Origin of the sequence: Endobacterium cereale, from assembly GCF_009617585.1 — a bacterium.
GTDB lineage: Bacteria > Pseudomonadota > Alphaproteobacteria > Rhizobiales > Rhizobiaceae > Neorhizobium > Neorhizobium cereale.
The window spans coordinates 140,288-162,128 of the sequence record NZ_WIXI01000050.1; the positions used below are offsets into that span (position 1 = coordinate 140,288).

At 59.6% G+C, this 21,841-nt stretch carries 18 protein-coding genes; 12 read left to right on the top strand and 6 right to left on the bottom strand.

The genetic code is table 11. The features are described from left to right. Window positions 1-4: 4 nt before the first annotated feature. On the bottom strand, window positions 5-1,381 hold the full coding sequence (locus tag GAO09_RS24200) for an FAD-containing oxidoreductase (protein ID WP_153358586.1): 1,377 nt from the start codon (window positions 1,379-1,381) through the stop codon (window positions 5-7). Then, window positions 1,378-1,857 (bottom strand): DUF4126 family protein, encoded by a 480-nt coding sequence (locus tag GAO09_RS24205; RefSeq protein ID WP_153358588.1) that lies wholly within the window; start codon window positions 1,855-1,857, stop codon window positions 1,378-1,380. Before GAO09_RS24205 ends, GAO09_RS24200 begins: the two co-directional genes overlap by 4 nt. A 207-nt stretch (window positions 1,858-2,064) precedes the next feature. Here GAO09_RS24205 and GAO09_RS24210 point away from each other — a divergent pair, with 207 nt between their 5' ends. The 5 genes from GAO09_RS24210 (at window position 2,065) to GAO09_RS24230 (ending at window position 8,776) form a co-directional block, all read left to right on the top strand. After that, a complete protein-coding gene (locus tag GAO09_RS24210) occupies window positions 2,065-3,894 on the top strand; it encodes a sensor histidine kinase (protein ID WP_274379784.1) in 1,830 nt (609 codons plus the stop codon). Further along, on the top strand, window positions 3,891-5,264 hold the full coding sequence (locus GAO09_RS24215; protein WP_153358592.1) for a sigma-54-dependent transcriptional regulator: 1,374 nt from the start codon (window positions 3,891-3,893) through the stop codon (window positions 5,262-5,264). The genes GAO09_RS24210 and GAO09_RS24215 overlap by 4 nt, the downstream gene beginning before the upstream one ends. 224 nt (window positions 5,265-5,488) lie before the next feature. Continuing rightward, window positions 5,489-6,472: a tripartite tricarboxylate transporter substrate-binding protein gene (locus GAO09_RS24220; RefSeq protein WP_153358594.1), complete on the top strand. Its 984-nt coding sequence runs from the start codon at window positions 5,489-5,491 to the stop codon at window positions 6,470-6,472. A gap of 324 nt (window positions 6,473-6,796) precedes the next feature. Continuing rightward, entirely contained in the window at window positions 6,797-7,258 is a 462-nt protein-coding gene (locus GAO09_RS24225; protein WP_153358596.1) for a tripartite tricarboxylate transporter TctB family protein, read from the top strand. A 12-nt stretch (window positions 7,259-7,270) separates the two neighbouring features. Next, complete coding sequence (locus GAO09_RS24230; RefSeq protein ID WP_153358598.1) at window positions 7,271-8,776, top strand: tripartite tricarboxylate transporter permease; 1,506 nt, start codon at window positions 7,271-7,273, stop codon at window positions 8,774-8,776. 200 nt (window positions 8,777-8,976) lie between these two features. Here GAO09_RS24230 and GAO09_RS24235 read toward each other — a convergent pair whose 3' ends face one another. Further along, window positions 8,977-10,035 (bottom strand): LacI family transcriptional regulator, encoded by a 1,059-nt coding sequence (locus GAO09_RS24235; RefSeq protein WP_153358600.1) that lies wholly within the window; start codon window positions 10,033-10,035, stop codon window positions 8,977-8,979. Window positions 10,036-10,285: 250 nt separating this feature from the next. Here GAO09_RS24235 and GAO09_RS24240 point away from each other — a divergent pair, with 250 nt between their 5' ends. The 6 genes from GAO09_RS24240 (at window position 10,286) to GAO09_RS24265 (ending at window position 17,814) form a co-directional block, all read left to right on the top strand. Further along, the gene (locus GAO09_RS24240) at window positions 10,286-11,536 is read left to right on the top strand and encodes an ABC transporter substrate-binding protein (protein WP_153359358.1); all 1,251 of its coding nucleotides are present in this window, start codon (window positions 10,286-10,288) and stop codon (window positions 11,534-11,536) included. Between the two features lie 243 nt (window positions 11,537-11,779). Further along, on the top strand, window positions 11,780-12,694 hold the full coding sequence (locus GAO09_RS24245; protein ID WP_153358602.1) for a carbohydrate ABC transporter permease: 915 nt from the start codon (window positions 11,780-11,782) through the stop codon (window positions 12,692-12,694). Further along, window positions 12,694-13,578: a carbohydrate ABC transporter permease gene (locus GAO09_RS24250; RefSeq protein ID WP_153358604.1), complete on the top strand. Its 885-nt coding sequence runs from the start codon at window positions 12,694-12,696 to the stop codon at window positions 13,576-13,578. The genes GAO09_RS24245 and GAO09_RS24250 overlap by 1 nt, the downstream gene beginning before the upstream one ends. A 4-nt stretch (window positions 13,579-13,582) precedes the next feature. After that, window positions 13,583-14,689 carry an ABC transporter ATP-binding protein gene (locus tag GAO09_RS24255; protein WP_153358606.1) on the top strand — a complete coding sequence of 369 codons (1,107 nt, stop codon included), beginning with the start codon at window positions 13,583-13,585 and terminating at the stop codon, window positions 14,687-14,689. Window positions 14,690-14,980: 291 nt separating this feature from the next. Further along, window positions 14,981-16,681 (top strand): sensor histidine kinase, encoded by a 1,701-nt coding sequence (locus GAO09_RS24260; protein ID WP_153358608.1) that lies wholly within the window; start codon window positions 14,981-14,983, stop codon window positions 16,679-16,681. A 74-nt stretch (window positions 16,682-16,755) separates the two neighbouring features. Then, window positions 16,756-17,814 (top strand): DNA topoisomerase IB, encoded by a 1,059-nt coding sequence (locus GAO09_RS24265; RefSeq protein WP_153358610.1) that lies wholly within the window; start codon window positions 16,756-16,758, stop codon window positions 17,812-17,814. 286 nt (window positions 17,815-18,100) lie between these two features. On the opposite strand, the gene GAO09_RS24270 is transcribed toward GAO09_RS24265, so the two are convergent. The 3 genes from GAO09_RS24270 to GAO09_RS24280 form a co-directional block, all read right to left on the bottom strand. Continuing rightward, window positions 18,101-18,658 (bottom strand): type 1 glutamine amidotransferase domain-containing protein, encoded by a 558-nt coding sequence (locus tag GAO09_RS24270; RefSeq protein ID WP_153358612.1) that lies wholly within the window; start codon window positions 18,656-18,658, stop codon window positions 18,101-18,103. Window positions 18,659-18,701: 43 nt separating this feature from the next. Further along, window positions 18,702-18,899 (bottom strand): hypothetical protein, encoded by a 198-nt coding sequence (locus GAO09_RS24275; RefSeq protein ID WP_153358614.1) that lies wholly within the window; start codon window positions 18,897-18,899, stop codon window positions 18,702-18,704. Between the two features lie 296 nt (window positions 18,900-19,195). Further along, entirely contained in the window at window positions 19,196-19,561 is a 366-nt protein-coding gene (locus tag GAO09_RS24280) for a hypothetical protein (protein WP_153358616.1), read from the bottom strand. An 80-nt stretch (window positions 19,562-19,641) separates the two neighbouring features. Here GAO09_RS24280 and glgX point away from each other — a divergent pair, with 80 nt between their 5' ends. Then, a complete protein-coding gene (glgX, locus tag GAO09_RS24285; protein WP_153359360.1) occupies window positions 19,642-21,714 on the top strand; it encodes a glycogen debranching protein GlgX in 2,073 nt (690 codons plus the stop codon). Window positions 21,715-21,841 lie beyond the last annotated feature (127 nt).

The window sequence follows — 21,841 nt, forward strand, 5'->3', positions numbered from 1 at the left end:
GCCGTTAAAGGCTGCGCATCGACAGTATCAGCGTCGGCCAAAGCTCGGAAACGGTAGGGTGGATCGGCACTGCCCAACGCAACGTGTCGTAAGGCATGCCGGCATTCATCATGTCGAGCACGCCATGGATCGCCTCATCGCCGCCAGTGCCGAGAATGGAGGCCCCGAGGATTTGTCGCGTGTCGGCATCGGCGATGATCTTCATGAAACCGTGCGTCTCGCCTTTTTCGATGGCGCGGCCGACGCGGCTCATTGGTCTTGTGCCGACGAGAATGTTTTTGCCGCTTTCCCGCGCCTGCTTTTCCGTCAGGCCGACACGGCCAAGTGGCGGATCGATGTAAAGTGCGTAACCGGGGATGCGGTCGGAAACCTTGCGGTTCTGGCCATCCAGCAGATTGGCGGCGACGATCTCGAAATCATTATAGGCCGTGTGGGTGAAGGCGCCGCGCCCATTGCAATCCCCCAAGGCCCAGATGCCTTCGGCACTGGTGGAGAGATCGTCGTCGACCTTGATGTAACCGCGTTCATCGACCTCGACACCGGCCTTGTCGAGGCCGAGATCATCGGTATTGGGACGGCGGCCAACGGCAAGCAGCACATCCGAGCCGATTACCTCTGGTTCGCCCTCGGTGCAGTTCACGCCGACGGCGACACCGCTTTCATGGCGACGAAAACGAATGCATTCGGCACCGGTGCGCACGGTAATGCCCTCCGCCTCGAGGATCTTGCGAATAGTATCGGAGACATCCTCGTCCTCGCGGGAAACGAGGCGCGGGCCTTTTTCGACCACTGTCACCTTGGCGCCGAAACGGCGATAGATCTGCGCGAATTCCAGACCGATATAACTGCCGCCCACCACTACCAGATGTTTTGGCACATGCTCCAGCATTACGATGGAAGTGTTGGTGAGATAAGGCACTTCATCGATGCCGGGAAAATCCGGAATCGCAGCGCGGCCGCCGACATTGAGGAAGATTTTTGGCGCGGTGATCACTTCGCCGCCGATGCGCACCGTGTTTTTGCTTTCCAACCGGGCATGGCCTTCGATGAAGGTGCAGCGCTCCATGCCGCGCAGCCAGGTTTCGTTGTTGTTGCGGGCATTCAGCGTCACCTGATGCGAGCGCAGCTTTACCCGTTTCATGTCGATGCCGATTTCACCGCCGATCGTCACGCCGTAATCCGCGCCCCGGCGAGCCAGATGTGCGGCGTAAGCGCTCGCCACCAGCGCCTTGGTGGGCATGCAGCCCGTATTGACGCAGGTGCCGCCGACGAGTTTGCGCTCGATGATGGCGACCGTTTGCCCGGCCTCCGTGAGGCGACCGGCCAGTGAAGGTCCGGCCTGACCGGTACCGATGATGATGGCGTCGAATTTTTGGCTCATGTGGCAACCAGTGTCGCGGGGATCGATGAAATGATCAGATAGGCCGCGATAATCGCAATGCCATCCTCGATAAGCGCCGCCGGAAGGTCTTTTTTGAAGGCGGTGGCGAGTTTTGTGCGCGCGGCTGCACCACCGTAAGTACCGATGACGGCTCCGATGATGCCCGCAACCAGGCCGCCGATCCAGACACCACTGCCGGCGCCGATGGCTGCCCCGGTAAGCGCTCCCATGATCAGGCGTGCGCCAAATTGCTGAGGCACTTTGCGGCTTGGTGTTGAGGGCAGTTGGTCGGTGACCAGTTCGATGATGGCAAGCACGGAGAAGATGGCGACGGCCCAGAACGACCCCATGAAGGACAGCCATGTGCCGGAAAGATTGAGCCAGCCGAGCCAGGCGGCCCAGCTGATTGCGGCGGGTGCGGTCATGGCCCTGAGGCCCGCGACCACACCGATGAGAAGCGCAAGCAGATATGTCATGAAACCCCACTCCCTCTCAGATGCTGCGGCCAGACAGGATTGCGAGGCGTTCGCAGCCATCACAGAGATAAGCATTGTTCATGTTCTCGCGAAAGCTGCATTTTTCAATCGTCAGATTTGCACGATCTCTTGCTGCGTGGTGACAATCGTCACGTCTTCATTACAATGATGTTATCGCTAAGTGCGGGAGGAGGAGCCCGGGCTTTCTTGAAAAACCGTTTTTTCCTGATTGTGGTCGGGCTGGCAGCCGTGGTGCTGGCGCTGATCGTGCACGGCAGTCATGTCGCCGGGCGCAGTTACATGCACGAGGCGTCCGAGCAGGCCGGCACGACCTTGCGCCTTGCTGTTTCCGCGCTCGACGGACATCTGCGTCGCTTCGAGGCGCTTCCGGCGCTGATTGCAGATCACGACGATGTCGAAGCGTTGATCGTCGATCCCGCCAATCCGGCCTTGCGCGCTGCCACCAATCTCTACCTCAAGGACATCAACGCCCTGCTGAAATCCTCGGACATCTATGTGATGACCATGGACGGCATGACGATTGCCGCCAGCAATTTCGACAGCGATACCAGTTTCGTCGGCGAAAATTTCAGCTACCGCCCGTATTTCCAGGAGGCCGCGGTGGGTCAGCAATCACGCTTTTATGCGCTCGGCACCACGTCCGCCAAACGCGGCTATTATTTTTCGTCACCGATCGAAATCGGCGGCACGATTTTTGGCGTCATCGTCTTCAAGGTGGATATCGACGGCATCGAGGCGTCATGGGGGGATGGTGACAGCCGTATCGTGGTGTCTGATCCGCAAGGCATCATTTTCATGACCGGCACGCCGCGCTGGCTCTACAGCAGTTTTCTGCCGCTGACGCCGGAGCGGCTGGCCAATACAAAAGCCTCGCGGCGTTATTCCGATGCGGTTTTGCGCGAACTTCCCGTTCAGGGTGCAAAGGACGGCGACCATGCCATGCTGTCGATATCGGAAGAGGGGGCGGACAAGGAATTTCTCTTCCTGTCGCAGCCGATGCCCGAAGCGGGCTGGACGGTGGCGGTGCTGATGGACACAGCGTCCGTGCGGGCACAGGCGCAGATCGCCACCATCGTTGCGGTTCTGCTGGTCTGTCTCGCTTTTCTGGGCGGCGCTATTCTGGTGCAGCGGCGCATGCGGCTGGCGGAACGCATCAAGTTGCAGGCTGAGGCGCAGGAAAATCTGGAACGCCGGGTGGAAGAGCGCACCGCCGATCTCGCCCGCGTCAATGGGCAGATCAAGCAGGAGATTGCCGAACGTCGGCTGACCGAACGGCGTTTGCGGCGCACGCAGGCGGATCTCATCCAGGCCGGAAAACTGGCGGGGCTCGGGCAGATGTCGGCGGCGCTGAGCCACGAATTCAACCAGCCGCTGGCGGCGACCAAAACCTACGCGGACAGTGCGGCACTGCTGATCGAGCGGGGCCGTCCGGGCGAGGCGAGCGACAATCTTCGGCGCATTTCGGCGTTGATCGACCGCATGGCCTCGATCAGCCGCCACCTGCGCAATTTTGCACGAAAGCCGGAGGAAAAGCTGTCGGTCGTGTCCTTCGATGACGTGATGCGCGACACGCTGGAAATCGTCGATGCGCGGCTGCGCGCCGCCGATGCGGCATTGCGGGTCGAGATGGATACTCCGCCGCCCGTGGTTTTGGCCGGCGCGGTGCGGCTTCAACAGGTGCTCGTCAACATCATCACCAATGCCGCCGATGCCATCGAGGGGCTGGAGGATCGGCGGATCATCGTGTCCGCCGGCCGCAGCGATGACGGGCGTGTGGTGATCACCGTGCGGGATCATGGCCCGGGCGTGCCCGCCGCCATCCGCGAGCGCATTTTTGATCCGTTCTACACCACAAAGGGTGTCGGTAAGGGATTGGGGCTTGGCCTGTCGATCTCCTACAATATCGTCAAGGATTTTGGCGGCAGCCTCAGTGTGACAGATCATCCGGAGGGTGGCGCGGTGTTTGCCATCGAGTTGACGTCTGCCGATGCCGCCATCGGGAGGGCCGCCGAATGAGCGAACAGCGCGTGCTTCTGATCGACGACGAGGAAGAGTTGCGGCGCTCCACCAGCCAGGCGTTGGAACTGGCGGGCCTGCAAGTGCAGACCTTTTCCAATGCCGATCATGTGCTGGAACTCACCGGTTTCAGTTTCGACGGCATCGTGGTCAGCGATATCCGCATGGCTGGGCTGGATGGCATGACGCTGCTGCACCGCATCCGCGAGCTTGATGCGGAAATTCCGGTTATTCTCGTCACCGGCCACGGTGATGTGCAACTGGCGGTGAAAGCGATGCGCGAGGGGGCGTATGACTTTCTCGAAAAGCCGTTCACCATCCAGCATCTGGCCGGCATCATCCGCCGGGCGCTGGATCGGCGTGCGCTGGTGCTGGAAAACCGCCGGCTGAAAGCCGTCGCTGGCAAGCGTGACGATCTCGAAACCCGGCTGCCGGGGCGCACGCAGGCCATGGTCGATCTGCGCTATGCCATCCGCGCCATCGGGCCGACGGATGCCGATACGCTTGTCATCGGCGAGACGGGCGTGGGCAAGGAAGTGGTGGCGCGGGCGCTGCACGATGTCAGCCCGCGCGCCAATCGGCCGTTCGTCGCCATCAACTGCGCGGCGCTGCCGGAAAACCTCATCGAAAGCGAGCTTTTTGGGCATGAACCGGGCGCTTTTCCGGGCGCGCTACGCTCGCGTTACGGCAAATTCGAGCATGGTCGGGGCGGGACGATCCTGCTCGATGAGATAGGCTCCATGCCCTTCGATTTGCAGGCCAAATTCCTGCGTGTGCTGCAGGAGCGGGTGATCAACCGGCTCGGCTCCAACGAGACGGTGGAACTCGATGTGCGGTTCATCGCGACGAGCAAAGTGGATCTGGAGGCGGAAGTGCTGGCCGGGCGTTTTCGCGCCGATCTGCTCTATCGGCTGAATGTCGCGACCGTACATGTGCCTTCGCTGCGGGAAAGGCGTGCGGATATCCCGCTGCTCTTTCTGCAATTGGTGCGGGAGGCGGCGGCGCGTTATGGTCGTGAAGACCATCCGATCTCGCATGAACTTCTGTCTGCCGTGGCGCAACGTGACTGGCCGGGCAATGTGCGAGAACTCCGCAATGCCGCCGACCGGCTGGTGCTCGGGCTTGATCTCAGTCCAGCCGATCCTTCCGGTTCTGCGAAATCGGCTGACGGGCGCTTGGCGGAGCGCGTAGCGGCTTTCGAACGCACCGTCATCGCCGATGCCATTGCCGCGCATGGTGGGGCGCTGAAACCTGTTTATGAACAGCTCGGCATTTCCCGCAAAACGCTTTACGAAAAGATGCAGCGGCATGGGCTGGACAAGAAATTGCTGGGCATCGACTACGCCTATGTGGGCGAGGGAGATGTCTGACGCACTGCATTCCGTATGAATTGCCGCCTAATGGGTGGAAACATACCCACCTGACAATCGTCATGGGTGGAAATCCACCCAATCAATGCCACTCGACACCGGAAAAACTGGCAAGTGCAGACCGGCTGATTGCGCGTTACGTCGAAGCTGCGGACAGATAGGTCATTCGGGCGTTGCGGGAGGAGCCGTGGCCGTCCGGTTGTGGTTTATCTGGGAGGGTAACAATGAAAATCCTGAATACGATGCTAGGCGCGACGGTTTTTGCCGCAGCGGGTGTAATTTCTTCTCCCGCCTTCGCACAAGACTATCCGACGCGCTCGATCACCATGGTCGTGCCGTTCGCAGCCGGTGGCCCGACCGATACGGTCGCGCGTCTCGTCGCCGAATCAATGTCAAAAGATCTCGGCCAGCAGATCATCGTTGAAAACGTCGGTGGCGCCGGTGGCACGCTCGGTGCCGGTCGCGTCGCCAATGCCGATGCCGATGGCTACACCGTGCTGCTGCATCATATCGGCATGGCCACCAGCGCCACGCTTTATCGCAAGCTGCCGTACGACACGCTGAACGCCTTCGAATATGTCGGCCTCGTGACCGACGTGCCAATGACGGTCGTTGCCCGCAAGGATCTCGACGTCAAGGATTTCAAGGGTCTTGTGGAATATGCCAAGGCCAATAGCGACAAGGTGACGGTGGCCAATGCCGGCATCGGCGCGGCATCCCATCTCTGCGGCATGCTGTTCATGTCCGCCATCCAGACGCCTCTCGTCACCGTACCTTACAAGGGAACCGGCCCGGCGATGACCGATCTTCTCGGCGGTCAGGTCGATATCATGTGCGATCAGACCACCAACACCACCAAGCAGATTCAGGGCGGCACGATCAAGGCTTATGCTGTGACCTCGCCCGAACGTCTGGCGATCTTCAAGGATATTCCGACGGTTGCCGAGGAAGGCATGCCGGCCATGCAGGTGGGTATCTGGCATGGGATCTACACGCCGAAGGGTACACCGAAAGAGGCCAATGAACGCCTGTCGAAGGCGTTGCAGGTGACGCTGAAGGATCCGACCATCGCGTCCCGTTTTGCCGAACTCGGCACGCTGCCGTCACCGGAAAAGGATGGCACGCCGGAAGCGCTGAAGGCCAAGCTCGAAAGCGAAATCGCCCGCTGGGAGCCTGTTATCAAGGCGGCTGGCCAGTACGCGGACTGAGTTGGGCCAGTTGTTGCCTGATCCTTCACCCCTCCAGCAAGAGCAGCGCTAAGACATTGTGATGGAGCCGCTTGCTCCCCGTGATCTCCCTCTGAGGGGGAGATGTCATCGAAAGGTGGCAGAGGGGGAGCAACGTTGCGGCAGAGACGTGGAAAATGGCATTTCGCCGCAACCACCACCCTCTGCCCTGCCGGGCATCTACCCCGCAAGGGGGATCGGCCGAATGGTACCGCTGCAATCACTGTTCGAAGGCTCTGGCCATGAGGAGAAGAAACCTCGGGCAGCAGGCGGCACCACCACCGATCCACACGCATCGGAGACACCATGCATTCTCTGAAATTCGACAAAACCAATCTCATCTGCGGGCTGATCTTTGTCGGCCTAGGCATTTTCTTTGCCCTGCAATCGCTCGATCTCGAACTAGGCACGGCGTTTCGCATGGGGCCGGGTTATTTCCCGTTCATCCTCGCGCTTGCCCTGATCCTGTTCGGCGGCATCATTCTGGTACAGTCACTTCGGGTGGTGCATGAGCCGATCAGCGGCATCGCCTGGCGTGGCATGCTTTTCATTCTTGCAGCTCCCATTCTGTTCGGCATCACCGTGCGGGGCCTTGGTTTTGCTCCGTCGCTGTTCATTTGCTCGTTCGTGGCGTGCTTTGCTTCTACGCGCATGAAACCGCTTGCCGCCGTCGCCCTGTCGGTGACGGTGACGGTGTTTTCGGTACTGGTGTTCACCTACGGGCTGGGCCTGCCTTTCCGCATTTTCGGCCCCTGGCTCGGCTATTAGGATCAGCGCGACATGGAACTTTTTGACAATCTCGCGCTCGGATTTTCGACCGCAGGCTCGCTCGCCAACCTGTTTTTCTGCCTGATCGGCGTGCTGCTCGGCACCCTGATCGGCGTGTTGCCGGGCATCGGCGCCACCGCCACCATCGCCATGTTGTTGCCGATCACCTTCCAGCTGGAGCCTGTCTCCTCGCTGATCATGCTGGCCGGCATCTATTATGGGGCGCAGTATGGCGGCTCGACCACCGCCATCCTCATCAATATGCCGGGCGAATCCTCGTCGGCCGTCACTGCCATCGACGGTTACCAGATGGCCCGCAAGGGCAAGGCCGGTTCCGCATTGGCAATCGCCGCCATCGGCTCGTTTTTTGCCGGCACGGTGTCGACCTTCCTCGTCGCCATCTTTGCGCCGCCTCTCACCGAAGTGGCGCTGAAATTCGGCGCCGCCGAATATTTTTCGCTGATGGTGGTCGGCCTCGTCTCCTCCATCGCGCTGGCGCATGGCTCCATCATCAAAGCGCTGGCCATGGTCTCGCTCGGGCTGCTGCTCGGCCTTGTCGGCACTGACATCTATTCCGGCGCACCGCGCTTCACGCTCGGCATTCGTGAATATTCCGACGGCCTAAACTTTGTCGCCGTCGCCGTCGGTATTTTTGGTATCGCGGAAATCCTGCGTAACCTCGAAAACGAAAGCACCCGTTCGGTGCTGATGTCCAAGGTCAGCGGGTTGATGCCAAGCCGAGAGGATTTTCGAGCGATGATCGCGCCGGTGCTGCGCGGCACGGCGGTCGGTTCCATTCTCGGCATCCTGCCGGGCGGCGGTGCCGTGCTGGCGGCATTCGCCTCCTACACGATCGAAAAGAAGGTTTCTAAACATCCAGAAGAATTCGGCCATGGCGCGATTGCCGGTGTAGCTGGACCTGAAAGCGCCAACAATGCCGGCGCCCAGACCTCGTTCATCCCGCTTTTGACGCTCGGCATTCCGGCCAACCCAGTGATGGCGCTGATGATCGGCGCGATGATCATCCAGGGCATCGTGCCTGGCCCGAATGTGGCGGCCGAACAGCCCGCTTTGTTCTGGGGCATCATCGCCTCGATGTGGATCGGCAACCTGATGCTGGTCATCCTCAACCTGCCGCTGATCGGGCTGTGGGTGAAGCTCTTGACCATCCCCTATTACGTGCTGTTCCCGATCATCATGGCCTTCTGCTCTATCGGGGTTTATAGCGTCAATTCAAACGTCTACGACCTCTACGCCGTCGCCTTCTTCGGCTTCATAGGTTACGTGCTGGTGAAATTGCGCTGCGAGCCGGCGCCGCTGCTTCTGGGCTTTGTGCTCGGGCCTCTGCTGGAAGAGAACCTGCGGCGGGCGATGATCCTGTCACGCGGGGATGCAACGACTTTTGTCACGCGGCCGATCAGTGCCGGTCTGCTGCTCATCGCAGCGCTGGTTCTGGTGGTTGTCTTCCTGCCCAGCGTCAAGGCCAAGCGCGAAACGGTGTTCCAAGAAGAGGAGTGAAACTTCGGCGTAGGCACGAACCTCCACCATCGTCATCCTCGCCCTTGTGGCGGGGATCCAGCCGCGCCGCGTCTGCGGCGCTGTAGACTCAACGACATCAATCTCGAACAAAGTGTTTTCTCACCGCGCGGACGCGCGGTGGCTGGTCCCGGCTCAACCCTCGGGTAAAACCCGAGGGCGGGAAGACGACGGAGAGGTCGTTATTCGTCCGCCAGCCTCTGCAGATGCTGCAATTCGCCAACCGGTAGAGGCCCCGCAATCCGCCGCAAAAGCATCTCGCCCATCAAAAATCCTGCCTCGGTCAGATCCTCGTAAATCGTCTCCACCCTCGGGCGGATCTGGTCGAACAGGCCGGAGGTCTGCTTGGCGACAAAATCCACTTCTCTACCGGGCAGAAGACCGTGATCGTGGCAGGCTGCCATGATCGCCATGGCCACCACTTCACCGCCGCAGACGAAACCGTCCGGTGGTGACGGTTGGCTCAGGCGTTTGTCGAAATAGTGCCGGATATCGTCGGACTTGCTGTCCAGCGTGATGCCGGTGGCGATCTCGTAACCGATGCCTTCCTCGCGCACCGCTGCCATGAAGCCGTGGCGCATGTGATGGGCGAAGGTGAATGTTTCCGGTGGCAACACGATTGTCAGCTTGGCGCAGCCCGATGCGATCAGCTTTTTGGCTGCCCGATAGGCGAAATCGTAATTGTCGTAATCGACGAAGGGATGCGGTGTCGCAAGCTCGGTGCGGCCATGACAGATGAACGGAAAATCGTTCTGCATCAGCAGTTTGACCCGCTCGTCCATCGGCTCGGTGCGGGTAAAGATGATGCCGTCGGCGAGACGGTTGCGGATGATGTGGCTGACCGGTTCGATCTGCGGGCTGTCGGAAAAATGCGGTGAGATGACAAGGTGATAAGGCGTGCCGCGTAGCGCCGAGGTGACGCCCTTGATCATCGAGGTGGCGTAACCGAGAATTTCCTCGTGCGGATCAAGGATCAGGCTGATGACATTGGTGCGGCCTGTGCGCAGGCGCTGGGCGGCACGGTCGGGCAGGTAACCGATTTCGGCTGCCACCTGCGCCACCCGCTGGCGCGTTTCGAGCGCGATCTGCGGCGCGTCGGCCAGCGCCCGCGATACGGTCGTCACGGCAAGTCCGGTCAGGTCGGCAATTGTTCGCAATGTGGGTTTGGCGGCATCGCTGCCGCGCCCAGCACCTTTCGTGCGCCGTGCGGGACGGCGCTCCTCCAGATCGTCCAGCGGCATGTGCGGTCCTCCTCCACGACGCGCGACCGGCTGGAGGCCGCACGACATTCTTGAAAACGTTGCAAAAGCCAACTGATATTTCAAGTTCTGTTTTGGCTGATCCGTGTATTTCGATGAAATTCAGGCGTTTAGGCAGATTTCGCCGTTTTTGATAAACTGCAATTGCCGGGTTGACACCCACCGTAGTTGTATCGTTATAAATTTGCATATCCGGAGAGGAGCCCGGATTTGAGGGAGAGACATCATGAACATGCGTAACTTCGCCAGCCTCGCTGCTGGTGTTGCACTTGTGGCAATGGCTGCCGGTTCGGCAAAAGCTGCGGAAGAAGTTGAAGTCCTGCACTGGTGGACTGCCGGCGGTGAAGCCGCAGCGCTCAACGTGCTGAAGGAAAACCTCGCCAAGGAAGGCGTTTCCTGGAAAGACATGCCGGTTGCCGGCGGTTCGGGCGTTCAGGCCATGACCGCGCTTCGTGCCCGCGTCACCTCGGGTGATCCGCCGACCGCCGTGCAGATGCTCGGTTTCGACATACGCGACTGGGCCGAACAGGGCGTCGTCGGCAATCTCGACGATCTCGCCGAGAAGCAGGGCTGGGGCAAGGTCATCCCGGAAGCGCTGCAGGCGTTTTCGAAATATGACGGTCACTGGATCGCAGCACCCGTCAACGTTCACTCCACCAACTGGCTGTGGCTGAACAAGGCCGCCTTCGACAAGGCTGGTGGCAAAGAGCCCGCCAACATCGACGAGCTGATCGCGCTGCTCGACAAGTTCAAGGAACAGGGCCTGACCCCGCTCGCCCATGGCGGCCAGCCGTGGCAGGACGGCACGCTGTGGGAATCCGTCGTTCTTTCGACTGGCGGCATGGATTTCTACAAGAAAGCCGTCATCGATCTCGATCCGGCCGCTCTTTCGGGCGATCAGATGAAGAAGGTCTTTGACACGATGTCGAAGCTTCGCACCTATTTTGACCCGAACTTCTCCGGTCGTGACTGGAACCTGTCGACGGCTCTGGTCATTGAAGGCAAGGCCGGCGCCCAGCAGATGGGTGACTGGTCGAAGGGCGAATGGCTGCGCGCCAACAAGAAGCCGGGCACCGATTTTGTGTGCATGCGCTTCCCCGGCACGCAGGGCAACGTTCTGTTCAACGCCGACCAGTTCGTGATGTTCGATGTGGGTGATGCCAAGCGCGACGCGCAGATGAAGCTTGCGTCTGCTGTCGAGGATCCGGCCTTCCAGATCGCCTTCAACACCGTCAAGGGTTCTGTTCCGGCCCGCACCGACGTGCCCGGCGACCAGTTCGACGATTGCGGCAAGAAGGGCATCAAGGATGTCGCCGATGCGGCAAAGGCCGGTACGCTGGTCGGTTCGCTCGCCCATGGTTACGCCCAGCCCGGCGCCATCAAGGAAGCCGTGTTCGACGTGATCACCCAGCATCTGAATGGTCAGATCGATACGGCGACGGCCTTGAAGCGTTTGCCGGAAGCGGTTGCTGCTGCCAAGTGATTTGGTGCGGGGTGCGCTCTGTGAGTGGAAAAGACCCCGCCCCAAACCCCTCCCCACAAGGGGGAGGGGCTTAACACGGCCTCACTGTTCTAACTTAATCGGGGCAGGCGTTTGCCGCATGTTTTCTCCCTCCTTGAGGGGGAGATGGCCGGCAGGCCAGAGGGGGACTTTGGCCAATCCCACCACTTGGCCTCATGTCCGGAAGACCTGCCGACATTTTTCCGAACTCTGCCGGAGATCATCATGACCACAATCGAACCGGCCACTGCTTCACCGCCGCGCCGTTCTTTCGCCGATAACCTGCGCGGCTGGCTTCCAAAGCTCGTGCTGGCGCCGTCCTTTGCGGTGATCCTGCTGTTCGTCTACGGTTTCATCCTGTGGACCGTCTATCTGTCCTTCACCAATTCGCGCATCCTGCCGGTCTACAAACTGGTCGGTTTCGATGCCTATGTGCGCCTGTGGTCGCAGCCGAACTGGTATATGGCGATGAAGAACCTCGCCATTTTCGGCGTGCTTTATATTGGCATCTGCATTTCCATCGGTCTTGGCCTTGCCATCCTGATGGACCAGCGCATCCGCGCCGAAGGCATCCTGCGGCCGATCTTTCTTTATCCGATGGCGCTGTCCTTCGTCGTAACCGGCACGGCCTGGAAATGGTTTCTCAATCCCGGCCTCGGCATCGAAAACACCATGCACAATCTCGGCTGGGAAAGTTTCAAATTCGACTGGCTGGTGAACCCGGACATGGCGATCTACACCGTCGTCATTGCCGGTGTCTGGCAGGCCTCCGGCTTCGTCATGGCGATGTTTCTGGCGGGCCTGCGCGGCATCGATGGCGAGATCATCAAGGCCGCCCAGATCGACGGCGCGCCGCTCACCAAGATTTACCGCCGCATCATCATTCCGATGTTGCGCCCGGTCTTCCTGTCGGCCTTCATCGTGCTCGCGCATATGGCGATCAAGTCCTATGACCTGGTGATCGCGCTCACCGGCGGCGGTCCTGGCAATGCCACCGAACTGCCGTCCACCTTCATGTATTCCTACACATTCACCCGCAGCCAGATGGCCGTCGGTTCGGCCAGTGCGGTGATGATGCTGATGGGCATCACGGCGATCATCGTGCCTTATCTCTATTCCGAACTGCGGGAGAAACGCTGATGAGCGGCGCTGTCCACGAAACCGTCAGCGGCGGCTCGGCTAAAACCGCTCGCATCGTCATCTATGGCCTGCTGCTTCTGCTCGCCGCCATCTATCTCCTGCCGCTCTATGTGATGCTTACCACCTCGCTCAAATCGCTCGACGAGATCCGTGGCGGTGACATGCTGTCGCTGCCGGCCTCGCCGTCGATTGCGGCATGGACAAAAGCATGGGGCGAGGCTTGCATCGGCGTCACCTGCACCGGCATCAAGGGGTATTTCTGGAACTCCATCAAGATGGTGGTTCCGGCGGTGATCATTTCCACATTGCTCGGAGCGCTGAATGGCTACGTGCTGACCAAGTGGCGTTTTCCGGGCCACAAGATCGTCTTCGGCATGATGCTGTTTGCCTGCTTCATCCCGTTTCAGGCGGTGCTGATTCCGATGGCGCGCATGCTCGGCATGATGGGCATCGCCAACACCACGACAGGTCTTGTCTTCGTGCACGTGATCTACGGCCTCGGTTTCACGACGCTGTTCTTCCGCAACTATTACGAGGCGTTTCCGGACGAATTGATCAAGGCGGCGATGATGGATGGTGCCGGTTTCTTCCGCATCTTCTGGCGCATTCTTCTGCCGACATCGGGGCCGATCATCGTCGTCACCGTCATCTACCAGTTCACCAATATCTGGAACGACTTTCTGTTCGGCGTGTCCTTCTCGTCAGGCGGTTCCTCGCCGATGACGGTGGCGCTCAACAACCTCGTTGCCTCCTCCACCGGCGTGAAAGAATACAATGTCGACATGGCTGCTGCGGTGTTCGCGGCGCTGCCGACCCTGTTCGTCTACATCGTCGCCGGACGCTATTTCGTGCGTGGCTTGATGGCCGGCGCAGTCAAGGGATAAACTCATGAGCTTTCTTGAAATCAGGAACCTGCGCAAGAAGATCGGTAATGTCGAAGTTCTGAAGGGCATCGATATCGAGCTGGAAAAGGGCGGGTTTCTCGTGCTCGTCGGCCCGTCCGGCTGCGGCAAGTCCACGCTGCTCAATGCCATTGCCGGCCTTTTGCCGCTGACTTCGGGCGATATCGTCATCGACGGACAGGTGGTCAACGACCTGCATCCGTCGCAGCGCGATATCGCCATGGTGTTCCAGTCCTATGCGCTTTATCCGAACATGACGGTGGAAGAGAATATTGCTTTCGCGTTGGAAATGCGCGGTGTGCCGAAGGACGAGCGTGCTGCGGCGGTGAAGGTTGCAGCAAAAACGCTGCAGATCGAACACCTGTTGACCCGCCGTCCGAGCCAACTGTCCGGCGGCCAGCGCCAGCGTGTCGCCATGGGCCGTGCGCTGGTGCGTAAACCCCGCGTCTTCCTGTTCGATGAACCGCTGTCCAACCTCGACGCAAAACTGCGTGTCGAAGTGCGTGCGGAAATCAAGTCGCTGCACCAGAACACGCATGCCACCATCGTTTACGTTACCCACGACCAGATTGAGGCGATGACGCTGGCGACCAAGATCGTCGTGCTGAAGGAAGGCACGGTGCAGCAGATCGGCACGCCGGCGGAAATCTACAATCTTCCCGCCAACCTGTTCGTCGCCGACTTCATGGGCTCGCCGGCCATGAACATGCTGGATGGCAAGGTCGTCGGCTCCGGCTCCGAGGCGCGTATCGCATTGTTCGGCGATCAGAACATCACGGTCCCTGTGCCGCCGACGGTGGCCGCCGGTGCGTTGAGCGAAGGTCAATCCGTATTGCTCGGCCTGCGGCCGGAAGCGATCACCGATACCAGCCTGCTCGACCCGCAAGCCCGTTCGATCGCCGAAATCGAGGCGCCTGTCATCATGACCGAGCCGACGGGGTCAGACACGTTTGTGACAGCCGAGCTGGGGGCCAAACACTTTACCGCCCGTACCCGTGCGGAAGTGTCCTGCCAGCCGGGAGAGCGTTTCCGTTTCGCCTTCAATCTCGACAAGGCAGTCGTGTTCGATCCACAGAGCGGCCTGCGCCTCTAGTCTTTTTTCTACTTGCAGATCATCAAGGGAAGTCCCGGTTATACGGTGGCTTCCCTCTGCATTTGCGCAGCTGTTCATCGTGTGATCGCTAAAAATCCTTTTAAATTATATGCTTATTCGAGGTGAAGATTTCGATTTCATGAGCATCGCACACAATCCAACTTGGCCTCGCGCTTGAATTCGGTTAGAAGGCGTTAACCTCTTTGGACGGGACGAGGGTCAGGACTATCGGAATGCGAATGGCGGGGGCCGCGAAAAAATCTCCGGACTCGAAAGAGTTGAGTATGTTGCATGGGTAGGTTTTCACACCTTTTTCCCAAGGCGACCATTGGCGCCTATCTGATCGCTTTCGCCGCCGTCATCGCTCTTCCGCTTCTAGCCTTCGTCATCTTTCTGATGTTCCAGCTGGAGCAAAACGAGCGCGAAAAACTCAACAGCGAAACCGCGGAAGACGCCCAGATCCTCGGCCGCGCTGTCGATCGCGAGCTGCGCGACATGGCGACAACGCTGCGGCTGCTCAGCAATTCACCGGAAATCGAACGGGGCGAGTTGGCCGATTTCCACCGGCGCACCCAATCCAGCCTGCGCGGCAGTTCGCTTTATGCGCTGCTTGTTGCCGAAGATGGCCAGCTTCTCCTGAACACCCGCGTGCCGTTCGAGACCGCGCTCGGCAAGATGGGCAACATGCCGGCGCTGAGTTCCGCCTTGCGGTCAGGTCGCACGGAAGTGTCCGATGTGTTCCGTGGCGCCACCAGCGGCAACTGGGTTTTCAACGTGACCCTGCCGCTGCCGAAGGAAATGCGCGGTGATGTCGGTGCCCTGATCCTGACGCAAAATGTCTCGGAACTCAAAAACGTGCTGTCGACCGAGGGCCTGCCGAAAGACTGGTCAGTGGCGATCGTCGATCAGACCGGCAAGATCGTCGTGGCTGACGGCGCGACGGAGCTGACCGTGGCAAGCCCGTTCCCGGCCAACATGCTCTCCCTGATGAGAGGGCAGAACGGCACGATCGAGGATGTCGGTGGTTCGCCGCGACAGATGTACGGTTATTACACCCATCCCGAATGGTCGTGGAAAGTCGTCGTCTGGGGGCCAATCGCCTCCGCGCAGGAAAGTATCCTAAGCACATGGCGTTACCTGATTGCCGGTAGCGGCCTTCTGCTGCTCATTGGCTTCGGTTTTGCCTGGCTGGTGGCGCGGCAGTTACGGGTGCCGATCCGCCAGATTTCCGAGATGGCCGACCGGATTGGTCGGGGTGAGATCGTATCGCCGGTCGAAACCAAAATCATCGAAGCCAACCACGTGGCGATTGCGCTCTCCAACGCTTCTTTTGACCGTAGCCAGGCTGAAGACCGCATTCATCTGATTCTCCATGAACTCGTGCACCGGACGAAAAACATCCTGACGCTGATCCAGGCGATGATGCGCCAATTGGCCCGACAGGATACGACGATGGATGAATTCCAGAAGGCGATCAGTACGCGCTTGCAAGGGCTTGGTCGCTCGATCGAGGCACTGGCGCGAGAGCAGTGGGCCGGTGTGCCGATGCGGCGTGTCGTGGAAATTCATCTGTCGAATTTTTCCGAAACGCTTGATCGCGTGGACATGCACGGCGAGGATTTCGTTCTGAAGGCGGAAGCCGTGCAAAACCTTGGTCTCGTGCTGCACGAGTTGACGACCAATTCGATGAAATACGGTGCCTTGTCCTCGCAGAACGGACGTGTGCAGATTTCCTGGTCCGACGTCGCCGCCGAAAGTGGCGAGCGGACGCTGCGGCTGGTGTGGGAAGAAAGCGGCGGACCGCCGGTGCGTGCGCCGTCTTCTACCGGTTTTGGAACGACGATCATCAAGCGGCATGCGGCGGCGGCCTTTGGCGGCCGCGCCGATGCCGAATATCCGGTCGCGGGTTTCCGCTGGACGCTGACGGCCCCGCGCCACCAGTTGGAGCGCACGGCTGAAGACCGCCGACGCGAAGCCGCGCGGCTCGGTTAGTCGGTGGACACGATCTCCACCGTACAAACGGCAAGGTGACGGAACTAGTTGGATGACATCGCCGTTTTGCGAAAATGGACGCGTATTCATCCACCTCCGTTTCCGAGCCCGGCGAAGGGCTCGCCATTCTCTCCACTATCGGCCTGACCTATGTCAGCGACAGAGAGCCGGGAATCCGCCGTCTGCGGCGCGGCAAGGGGTTTTGCTACAAGCTACCGGATGGCTCTCATCTGGCCGACAAGGCGCACAAGCTGCGCATCGGTGCGCTTGGCCTGCCGCCAGCCTATGAAGATGTGTGGATCTGCCTTGATCCGAGCGGCCATCTGCAAGCCACTGGTTTCGACAGCCGCGGGCGAAAGCAGTATCGTTATCATACCGACTGGCAATCATTCCGCAGCGATTTGAAATACGATCAGATGATCGAGTTTGCAGAAGCGCTACCGAAGATACGCCGCAAGGTTCAACGCGATCTTGCTGAAGGGCTGGATGGACCACAGGCGGTGATCGCCGCATTGGTGGCGCTGCTGGATGCCACGCATCTGCGGGTCGGCAATCGTGCCTATGCGAAGGAAAACAAGACCTATGGCGCGACCACGCTTTTGAAGCGGCACATGGTCCTGTCGGATGACAGCATGGTGCTGAAATTCTCCGCCAAGGGTGGCAAGCGTGTCAGCCACACGATCCGCCATCCGCGTCTGCAGCGCATTCTCGAAACCATCGCGGATCTGCCGGGCCGCCAGCTGTTTTCCTGGCCGGATGAGGACGGCGTCCCGCGCGGTATAGACAGTGGCCGCTTGAACGCCTACCTGGCCGCCGCTTCCGGTTTGCCGATCTCGGCCAAGACTTTTCGGACATGGGGCGGCAGCCTGGCCGCTTTCATGGCTGCATGGAAGGCGGCAGCCGATGAGGAGGTCGTGCGTATCAAAATGCTGACGGCAGCCGCGTCGCAGGAATTGCAGAATACGCCGGCGGTATGCCGCTCCAGCTATATCCACCCCGGCATTCTGGCCTTGGCGGAGGATGTGTCGCCGTTGCAGAAGATCATGGCCACCCCGAAGCTGGTGGAAAAGGAGACAAGCGGTCTCAAGGCCGATGAGCGGCGGTTGCTGGCGTTTCTGAAGCTAGTGGGTTGAATCGGTTAAGTCGCAGCTCCCCTGTCATTGCGTGGCTCTTGCCGTCACGAGGCTTTTGCCTCCGGGTAACCTCTGCCCAGTCATTCTCCAGCTCTCCGTCATCAGCCTCGGGTTTGACCCGAGAACCCATACTTCACCCGCTGAGTGTGTTTGGCCGTGGATCCTCGCGCCTAGCCCGAGGATGACGAGAGAGAGAGGGGAGGGCCTACCAACCTGTTACCCCCAGCACAAAAAAACGCTCGCCGAACCGGCGAGCGCTATCTGCATTCCAAATTTCGACAGGGCGTTACGCCGCTCGTCTGTGCAAGCCTTCCTGCACTTCCTCGACGATCTTGCCGACAAAAGCCGGAAGGTCGTCCGGCGAGCGTGAGGTTATGATGCCGTTATCAACGACCACTTCCTCGTCCTTCCACGAAGCACCGGCATTTTTCACATCGGTGCGGATCGATGGATAGGAGGTTGCCTTGCGGCCACGCAACGCATCGGCTTCGATCAGCAGCCACGGCGCATGGCAGATGGCCGCCACCGGTTTGCCGCTTCTGACGAAATCGCGCACCACCTTCATGGCGTCCTTATCGGCGCGCAGCTTGTCCGGGTTGATCTGGCCACCTGGCAAAACCAGCGCATCGAATTCGTCGGCGTTGACGTTGGCCGCCTGCAGATCGACCGTGACGCTGTCGCCCCAATCGGTCTTGTCCCAGCTTTTGATTTCACCGGTCTTGATCGACGCGATTTTCACGTCGGCGCCTTTGCTTCTCAACTCGTCGAGAGGCACGCGCAGTTCGGAGCGCTCATAGCCATCGGTCGCGAGGATGAGGATGCGCGCGGAATCGATCTGTGTCATGCAATTCTCCTTTTGTTGTTCGTTGCGGCCGTCACGGGTGATGTCACAGGCGGCCGGTGGAAAGATCGCGTCCGTTGATGGAGGCAGGGACGCTCATTTCTTCCCGAGGGGATCGCGGCAGAGGAAGCGCAACGGCTTCCGGCACGACCACATGAGGCTCATGGATCGCAACGGTTTTCACCGGCTGCGGTACCCGAGCGATGTTGAAGAGACGGCTCAGTCTACCTAGAATATGGGTCATCGTGTATCTCCGTCGCCCGAAAAGGTCTTTTGCCTTTTCCATGAAGAGCTAACCGTGGGCGGGGATAAACGTTCCAAAGGAACTCGGCAGCGATCTTCGAGAAGACCGCTCACGGTTTGCCGGATATGTCTGCTTCAGATCGGCACGACAAGCATGGCACAAACGGCAACTGCAAGGACGACGCTGGCGGCTTCAAACCATTCTCTGGTCATTGTTTTTACTCCCTGAATTGTGAAGTAAAGAACGATCATCGAGCATTTCAGTTCCACACAATCGCCACATATGTGAACGCGGTCCTAGTGACCGTTATCGAGCTTCTGCTGGGCTTTCATCCGTGCGCGCGCAGCTTCCAGAATGGAACCGGTTTCACGCGCAGCAGCCGTTTCGATGGCAAATCCCTCGCCCGGCGCGATGCCGGGATCTTCTTCGTGATCCTTGAACGTCGCATCCTCGGTCAGCCTGTGCAGCAAGGCTTTCGTGGTTTCCTCGCCACCCATCATTGCCGCTAACCAGGTTATCATCAGTTCGCGATGCGCGTTGAGACGACCTTCCAGTTCTTCCGGTGAGAGTGCAGGCATCGGCAAATTCTCCTTGGTGGTGACGGTTACATCGGCAGATAGAGGAGAGGTCGGGCGAGGGAAGCCCTGTCGGGTTTTTGCCATATTTCGGTTTCCGGACGGAACGAAATGCCGCGCTGCATCATTAATGGCCGAACCTTCACTCATCGGGGCGCGGCATGGATATGACAGTGAATAATTTCGAGATCACAGCGGGATCATGGACCCAGCTCGGCGCCAATTTCGACGGCGAGGGCACCAATTTTGCGATCTTTTCTGCCCATGCCGAGCGCGTCGAGCTTTGCCTGTTTGATGCAAGCGGGTCCCACGAGGTCGCCCGGCTGACCTTGCCAGAATATACCAACGAAATTTTTCACGGTTATGTGCCCGGACTCAAGCCCGGTCAGCTTTATGCCTACCGCGTCCATGGTGTCTTCGACCCGGAAGCCGGCCATCGCTTCAACGCCAACAAGCTGCTGATCGACCCTTATGCCCGCGAACTGGTGGGCGAGTTCAAGTGGAATGAGGCGCATTTCGCCTATGATCTGCTCGCCGAAGACAAGGATCTGACCTTCAACGAGCTGGATAGCGCGCCCTATACGCCAAAATGCAGGGTGATCGACCCCTATGGTTTCGACTGGGGCAAGGATGCCTCGCCGAACATCTCATGGCCGGCGACCATCGTCTACGAAACCCATGTGAAGGGTTTTACCCAGCTCAACAAGGCGATCCCGGAAAAACTGCGCGGCACGTTTGAAGGCATGGGCCACAAGGCGACGGTAGATTACATCAAGAGCCTCGGCATCACGTCTGTCGAACTGATGCCGATCCACGACTTCCCGCAGGATCAGCATCTGCTCGACAAGGGGCTCAACAATTTCTGGGGCTACAATTCGATCGGCTTTTTCGCGCCGGCCTCGCGCTATTACGGCCCGAACGGTATCGCCGGTTTCCGCGACATGGTGCGGTCGTTCCATGATGCCGGTATCGAGGTCATTCTCGACGTGGTCTACAACCACACGGCCGAAGGCAACGAGCTTGGTCCGACGCTGTCCTTCAAGGGCATCGACAACTTTTCCTATTACCGCACGCTGCCCGACCAACATCGTTACTACATAAACGATACCGGCACAGGGAATACGGTGAACACCTCGCATCCGCGCGTGCTGCAGATGGTGATGGACAGCCTGCGTTACTGGACCGAACACATGCATGTCGACGGTTTCCGTTTCGACCTCGGCACAATTCTCGGCCGCGAGCCGGAGGGTTTTGACCAGCGCGGCGGCTTTTTCGATGCGGTGACGCAGGATCCGGTTCTGTCGAAAACAAAGCTGATCGGCGAACCTTGGGATATCGGTCCGGGCGGCTATCAGGTCGGCGGCTTCCCGCCGGGCTGGGCCGAATGGAACGACAAGTACCGCGATACAGTGCGCGAATACTGGAAGGGCGACAACGTGCCGACCGATTTTGCCGCGCGCCTGCTCGGTTCCGGCGATCTTTACGATCAGCGTGGCCGCCGCCCGTGGGCCAGCGTCAATTTCGTCACCGCCCATGATGGTTTTACGCTGAACGACCTCGTTTCCTACAATGAGAAACACAACGAGGCGAATGGCGAGGACAACAACGACGGCCATAACGACAACCGTTCCTACAATTACGGTGAGGAAGGCCCGACCGAGGACGAGGGCATCAACGCGGTGCGCGAGCGCCAGAAGCGCAATTTTCTCGCCACGCTGCTGTTCTCGCATGGCACGCCGATGCTCTTGGCCGGCGACGAGTTTGGTCGCAGCCAGATGGGCAACAATAACGGTTATTGCCAGGACAGCGATATTTCATGGGTCCACTGGGAGGACCTGCCGGAGACCTGCGAGGAGTTGCGCGAGTTTACGCGTCAGCTGATCGGTCTCCGGCAGACTCAACCATTGCTCAGACGCGAAAACTGGCGCGACGGGCTGGATGTGAAATGGTTCAATGCCGGCGGTGGTTTCCAGACCGCGGAGCAGTGGGAAGAGGGCTCGACGATCGGTCTTTATCTCGGTCGTGGCGACCTGAAGGAGGAAGAGGGCATCTGGCACGACGTGCTGATGCTGTTCAATCCGTTCGAAGGCACGGTGCCGTTCCGCATCCCGCAATTCGGCGAGGGCGGCTGGGTGCTGGAATTGACCACGGCTGATGTGACCAAGCATGGCCAGGTGATCACCAAGGAAAAGGATTTTGAGCTGGAAGGCCGCAGTCTGGTGCTCTTCCGCCGGCCGTGAGATCCCCACCGTCTTCCTCGGGACATGCCCGAGGAAGACGTTTGGCGCAATCTCGTATATTCCTTATTTCAAGGCGGGTTGATCGACCCGCCTTATTTTGCGATCACTCTCCAATAGAATTGCGCGA